Origin of the sequence: Streptomyces sp. ICN903 (assembly GCF_022015835.1) — a bacterium.
Lineage (GTDB): Bacteria > Actinomycetota > Actinomycetes > Streptomycetales > Streptomycetaceae > Streptomyces > Streptomyces fenghuangensis.
The window spans coordinates 21286-27672 of sequence record NZ_JAKMAY010000041.1 but is presented as its reverse complement, the minus strand read 5'-3'; the positions used below and the strand labels follow the sequence as shown (position 1 = coordinate 27672).

The following is a 6387-nucleotide window of genomic DNA, read 5'->3' as shown; positions in this document are numbered from 1 at the left end:
CCTCCAGTCGCCCCCGGCTCCGCCCCCGCCCGCGGCCATGGTGCCGTGGGGGGTGAGGGTGGCGGCCGAGGCCGGGTGGCGGCTGCTGGTCCTGGCCGGGGTCATCTACGTCCTGATGAAGGTGATCAGCGCCATCAGCCTGGTCGTCCTCGCCTTCACCATCGGCCTGCTGCTGACCGCGCTGCTCCAGCCGACGGCCGCCAGGCTGCGGCGGCTGGGGATAGGGCGCGGACTGTCCGCCGCGATCACCTTCGTGACGGGTGTGGCGATGCTGGGCCTGGTGGGCTGGTTCGTGGTCTGGCAGGTCCTGGAGAACCTCGACGACCTCACCCGGCAGGTCCAGGAGGGCATCGACGAGCTGAAGACCTGGCTGCTCAACAGCCCCTTCCACGTCACCGAGGCGCAGATCAACAACATCGCCGACAGCCTCAACGACTGGCTCGGCAGCAACAGCCAGGAGATCACCAGCGCGGGGCTCCAGGGCGTGACCGTGGTCCTGGAGTTCTTCTCCGGCGCGGTGCTGGCGATGTTCGTGACGATCTTCCTGCTCTACGACGGCCGGAACGTGTGGAACTGGTCGCTCAACTTCGCGCCCCGGGCCGCCCGCGACGCCGTGGCGAGCGCCGGGCCCAGGGCGTGGATGACGCTCACCAGCTATGTGCGCGGCACGGTGCTGGTGGCCTTCATCGACGGTTTCTTCATCGGCATCGGGCTGTACTTCCTGGACGTGCCGATGGCCGTGCCGCTGGCCGTGTTCATCTTCCTGTTCTCCTTCATCCCCATCGTCGGTGCGGTGGTCTCCGGAGCGCTGGCGGTGGTCGTGGCGTTCGTGGCCAACGGCGTGGTCTCCGCCCTGCTCGTCCTGGCGGTCGTGCTGGCCGTGCAGCAGCTGGAGGGGCATGTGCTCCAGCCGCTCATCCTCGGCCGGCTGGTGCGGGTGCACCCTCTGGGCGTGGTGCTGGCGGTGACCGGGGGCAGTCTGGTCGCGGGCATCCCCGGCGCGGTGACGGCGGTGCCGCTGGTCGCGGTGCTCAAGTCCGTCGTCGTCTCCATGAAGTCGTACGCGGCGGCCCATGCGGTGCCGGCCGGAACGGTCGAGCCGTCGTCCGCCGTGCCGCCGCCGGCCGTCGAGGCGCCCAGGTCGCCCAAGTCGCCCGGGGCGGAGCCGCCTTCGGAGCCGGGGGAGGACGGGGAACGGTAGGCCGCGCCGAGCGCACGGTCCTCACGCCCGGGTGCCGCCGTACGGCGGCACCCGGGCGTTCTCGCACCCCACTCTTCCGCGAGGTACGGCACCACGATAAAGTGCTATCACTTTGCTAGAGAACCGCTTCATGGAAACGGGGGACCGCCATGTCCGTTGAGACCGGGCAGGCCGCGCAGGCCGCCAGAGAACTTCCCGAGATGCCCGCCCCGCAGGTGCGCGAGAGGCCCGCGCACTCCGTGCCCGGCGGACTGGCCCTGCTGCTGGGCCTGCTGGGGCTGCTGGCCGGGGCCGGCGCCGTGGTGGGGGGCGCCAGGCTCGTCGAGGGCGGTACGGGCGGGGTCGGGGCGGCGCTGATCGTCGCCGGGGTGCTGCTGGTGATCGGCTCGGTCTTCGCCATGGCCGGCCTCAACATGGTCGCGCCGGGGGAGGCCCGGGTCGTCCAGCTCTTCGGGCGCTACACCGGCACCATCCGCAAGGACGGCCTGCGCTGGGTGAACCCGCTGACCACCCGCAAGAAGGTCTCCACCCGGGTGCGCAACCACGAGACGGCGATCCTCAAGGTCAACGACGCCTACGGCAACCCGGTCGAACTGGCGGCCGTCGTCGTCTGGCAGGTGGAGGACACCGCTCAGGCCACCTTCGAGGTGGACGACTTCGTGGAGTTCGTCTCCACCCAGACCGAGGCGGCCGTGCGGCACATCGCCATCGAGTACCCCTACGACGCCTACGACGAGGACGCCCTGTCGCTGCGCGGCAACGCCGAGGAGATCACCGAGAAGCTCGCGGTCGAACTGACCGCCCGGGTGCGGGCGGCGGGTGTGCGGATCGTCGAGTCGCGCTTCACGCACCTGGCGTACGCCCCCGAGATCGCCGCCGCGATGCTCCAGCGCCAGCAGGCGGGCGCCGTGGTCGCGGCGCGCCGGACCATCGTGGAGGGCGCCTGCGGCATGGTCGAGGACGCCGTGGAGCGGATCGCCTCCCAGGACTTCGTCGAACTGGACGAGGAGCGCAAGGCCGCCATGGTGAGCAATCTGCTGGTGGTGCTCTGCGGCGACCGCTCCCCGCAGCCGGTCCTCAACACGGGGTCGCTCTACCAGTGAGCGCCCGGCCGGAGGGGCCGCCGGAGGGCGGCGGCCCCGAGCAGGAGCGGTCGCGGCGGCCCCGGCGCGAACGCCGGCAGATGCTGCTGCGACTGGACCCCGCCGTCCACGACGCGCTCGCGAAGTGGGCGGCGGACGAGCTGCGCAGCACCAACGCCCAGGTCGACTACCTGCTGCGCAAGGCCCTGGCCGAGGCGGGGCGCATGCCACGCGAGGCCCGCCCCCATCCGCGCCGGGGCCGCCCGCCGCGGTCGGAGGAGTAGTCCGCACCGCCTGTTTCAGTCCGTCCCCGCACCCGCACCCGCCCCCGCCGGAACCGGAACCGGAACCGGCGCGGGCGGGGCTTGCGCACCGCCGTATGCGCCATGTGTATACATCGTGTGTATACACATGGTGTACAGTTCCCGGCATGTCCATCGGCCACACCCTGCTGGGGCTCCTCGAATCCGGGCCCCGCCACGGCTACGACCTCAAGCGCACCTTCGACGAGCGCTTCGGCCACGACCGCCCGCTCCACTACGGGCAGGTCTACTCGACCATGTCCCGGCTGCTGAAGAACGGCCTGGTGGAGGTCGAGGGCGTCGAGCCCGGGGAAGGCCCCGAGCGCAAGCGCTACGCCATCACCGACGCCGGGATCACCGATGTCGCCGGATGGCTCGGCCGGCCCGAGAAGCCCGAGCCGTACCTCCAGTCCACCCTCTACACCAAGGTCGTCCTCGCCCTGCTGACCGGGCGCGACGCGGGGGAGCTGCTGGACGTCCAGCGCGTCGAGCACCTGCGTCTGATGCGGGACCTGACGCAGCGCAAGAGAAACGGCGACCTGGCCGACCAGCTCATCTGCGACCACGCACTGTTCCACCTCGAAGCCGATCTGCGCTGGCTGGAGCTGACCGCCGCGCGCCTCGACCAACTCGCCCGGGAGGTACGCGGATGACCACCGCCGACCCGCTGCTGAACGCCGCCGGACTGCGCAAGTCCTACGGCCCCACCCCCGCCCTGGACGGGGCGGACTTCTCCGTCCGCCCCGGTGAGGTCGTCGCGGTGATGGGCCCTTCCGGCTCCGGCAAGTCCACCCTGCTGCACTGCCTGGCCGGGATCGTCCGGCCCGACTCCGGCACCGTCCACTACCGGGAACGCGAGCTGTCGGCCATGTCCGACGCCGAGCGCAGCGCCCTGCGCCGCTCGGAGTTCGGCTTCATCTTCCAGTTCGGCCAGCTCGTGCCCGAACTGACCTGCGCCGAGAACGTCGCCCTGCCGCTGCGGCTGACCGGCATGGGCCGCAAGGAGGCCGAGAAGCGGGCCGCCGGATGGCTGGAGCGGCTGGAGGTGGACGACGTGCGCCACCACCGCCCCGGACAGGTCTCCGGCGGCCAGGGGCAGCGCGTCGCCGTCGCCCGGGCCCTGGTCACCGGGCCGCGCGTGGTCTTCGCCGACGAACCGACCGGCGCGCTGGACTCCCTCAACGGCGAGCGGGTGATGCAGCTGCTGACCGACGCCGCGCGGGACACCGGCGCGGCCGTCGTACTGGTCACCCACGAGGCCCGGGTCGCCGCGTACTCCGACCGCGAGATCGTCGTCCGCGACGGCAGGGTGCGCGACATGGCGGGCGCCCTGTGAGCGCACTGGACTCCAGAAAGCCGCAGGCGTCCCCCGGCCCGGAACCCGCCCCCGGGCCCGTCCTGGAGCCCGCGCCGTCCACCGGCCCGTCGGGGGCGGCCCGCTGGGCGGCCGACCTGGCGATGGGCGCCCGCTTCGCGCTCGCCGGGGGCCGCGAGAGCTGGGTGCGCACCGTGCTCACGGCCGTCGGCGTGGGCCTCGGCGTCGCCGTGCTGATGGTCGCGGCCTCCGTGCCGAACATGCTGGGGGCCCGCGAGGCACGGGGGGAGGCGCGGGAGAACTTCGGTTTCGGGCAGGTCGAGCGTTCCGACCGCAGCGCTCTGTACACCTGGGGGGACACCGAGTTCCGCGGCGAGAGCATCCGCGGCCGCTACATCGAGCCGGAGGGGAGCAACCCGCCGCTGCCGCCGGGCGTGGGACGGGTGCCCGGCCCGGGCGAGATGGTCGTCTCGCCCGGACTGGAGGAGCTGCTCGCGTCCCCGGAGGGCGAGCTCCTCAGGGAGCGACTCCCCTACCGGATCACCGGCACCATCGGCGACGAGGGCCTGCTCGGTCCGAGGGAACTCACCTTCCTGGCGGGCAGCGACAGCCTCGACTCCACGGGCAGCGCGAAACGGATCGACCGTTTCGAGCAGGTCGGGGAGCCGGAGCCGATGGACGCCGTACTGCTGCTGCTGGTGGTCGTCGTCTGCGTGGTGCTGCTGTTCCCGGTCTGGGTGTTCATCGCCACCTCGGTGCGCTTCGGCGGTGAACGCCGCGACCGCCGGCTGGCCGCGCTGCGCCTGGTCGGCGCCGACAGCCGGATGGTCCGGCGCATCGCGGCCGGTGAGTCGCTGGTCGGCGCGCTCCTCGGACTCGCCGTCGGCGCCGCGCTGTTCCTGCCGGCGCGCGGGCTCGTCGGACAGGCGGACGTCTTCGACGTCAACGTCTTCCCCGCCGACGTACGGCCCAGCGCCGCGCTGGCCGTGCTGATCGCGGTGGCGGTTCCCGTCTCCGCCGTCGCCGTCGCCCTGCTCGCGCTGCGAGGGGTGGCCATCGAACCGCTCGGCGTCGTGCGCAACGCGGGCGTCCGCCGGCGCCGGCTGTGGTGGCGGCTGGTGCCGCCCGGGATCGGGCTGGTGCTGCTCCTGCCGCTGGTCGGCGGGATCGACGCCGCGCAGAGCACGATCGACACCTACCGCATCGCCGCGGGCATCGTGCTGCTGCTCGCCGGCGTCACGGTCGTACTGCCATGGCTGGTCGAGTGGGCCGTCAACCGGATGCGCGGCGGTCCCCTGGCCCTCCAGCTCGCCGTCCGCCGCCTCCAGCTCGACAGCGGCCCCGGGGCCCGGGCGGTCAGCGGCATCACCGTAGCGGTCGCCGGGGCCATCGCCGTGCAGATGCTGTTCGGCGGGGTCGAGGGCGACTACACGCGGCCCACCGGCCACGACACCTCCCGCGCCGATCTGCAGATCACGCGGGAGCTGCGCGACGGCCGCCAGGCCGCCGGACTGACCGAGCGGCTGGAGCGGACCCGCGGGGTGGAGAGGGTGCTGGGCGCGGCCGTCCTGAACGCCCCCGAGAACGGCGCGGACCCCAACGGCGACACCCCCTGGACGACGATCACCGTCGCCGACTGCGCCACCCTGGAGCAGCTGGCGCGCATCGCCTCCTGCGAGGACGGGGACGTCTTCGTCGTGCCGGCGGCCGTGGACGGGATGGAGGAACCCGGCGCACGCCCCGGCGCGCGCTTCGACCTCAACGTCCCGGTCTACTCGCAGGAGAAGGACGCATACGAACGGGCGGGGGAGCCCCGCCCCTGGTCCGTCCCCCGCGACGCCCCCGTGGTCGAGTCCCGGGAGGACGTCATGGGCCGGTACACCGCCGGCGTCCTGGCCACCCCCGCGGCGCTCGACATCGCCCGGGCGAGGGAGGTCCGGGCCGAGTTCTCCGTCAAGACCGATCCCGCGGTGCCGGACGCGCGCGAGTACGTGCGCAACGTCGTGGAGACCGGCTCGCCCGGGACCCACGTCATGGAGCTGAGCGACACGCGGCAGTCGGAGAGGTTCGCCTCCATCCGGCGGGCGCTGTACGCCGGGGCGGCCGGGGTGATGCTGCTGATCGGCGCCAGCATGGTCGTCTCCACCCTGGAGCAGTTGCGCGAGCGCAGGAAGCTGCTGTCGGTGCTGGTCGCCTTCGGTACCCGGCGCTCCACGCTGGGCTGGTCGGTGCTGTGGCAGACCGCGCTGCCCGTGGCGCTCGGCCTGTTCCTGGCGGCCGCGGGCGGGATCGGGCTGGGCGCGGTGCTGCTGAAGCTGGTCTCCGTGCCGGTGGCCGTCCACTGGACGAGCCTGGTGGCCATGACGGGCACCGGCGCCGGTGTGGTGCTGCTGGTGACCCTCCTCAGCCTGCCGCCGCTGTGGCGGATGATGCGCCCGGACGGGCTGCGCACGGAGTGACCGCCCGCGCGTGGCACCGGGCGTGAGC

6 protein-coding genes are annotated in these 6387 nt (G+C 73.1%); all 6 read left to right on the top strand.

Annotated features, from left to right (window positions below; genetic code table 11):
- A partial coding sequence (locus L7D48_RS06830; RefSeq protein WP_237878019.1) for an AI-2E family transporter occupies positions 1-1201 on the top strand: 1201 nt, incomplete at its 5' end.
- Positions 1202-1350: 149 nt separating this feature from the next.
- The gene (locus tag L7D48_RS06825; RefSeq protein ID WP_237878017.1) at positions 1351-2304 is read left to right on the top strand and encodes an SPFH domain-containing protein; all 954 of its coding nucleotides are present in this window, start codon (positions 1351-1353) and stop codon (positions 2302-2304) included.
- Positions 2301-2567 (top strand): hypothetical protein, encoded by a 267-nt coding sequence (locus tag L7D48_RS06820; RefSeq protein WP_237878015.1) that lies wholly within the window; start codon positions 2301-2303, stop codon positions 2565-2567. Before L7D48_RS06825 ends, L7D48_RS06820 begins: the two co-directional genes overlap by 4 nt.
- A gap of 146 nt (positions 2568-2713) precedes the next feature.
- On the top strand, positions 2714-3238 hold the full coding sequence (locus L7D48_RS06815; protein ID WP_237878014.1) for a PadR family transcriptional regulator: 525 nt from the start codon (positions 2714-2716) through the stop codon (positions 3236-3238).
- Positions 3235-3921, top strand: a complete 687-nt coding sequence (locus L7D48_RS06810) for an ABC transporter ATP-binding protein (RefSeq protein ID WP_237878013.1) — start codon at positions 3235-3237, stop codon at positions 3919-3921. The genes L7D48_RS06815 and L7D48_RS06810 overlap by 4 nt, the downstream gene beginning before the upstream one ends.
- The gene (locus tag L7D48_RS06805; protein WP_308312234.1) at positions 3918-6359 is read left to right on the top strand and encodes an FtsX-like permease family protein; all 2442 of its coding nucleotides are present in this window, start codon (positions 3918-3920) and stop codon (positions 6357-6359) included. The genes L7D48_RS06810 and L7D48_RS06805 overlap by 4 nt, the downstream gene beginning before the upstream one ends.
- Positions 6360-6387 lie beyond the last annotated feature (28 nt).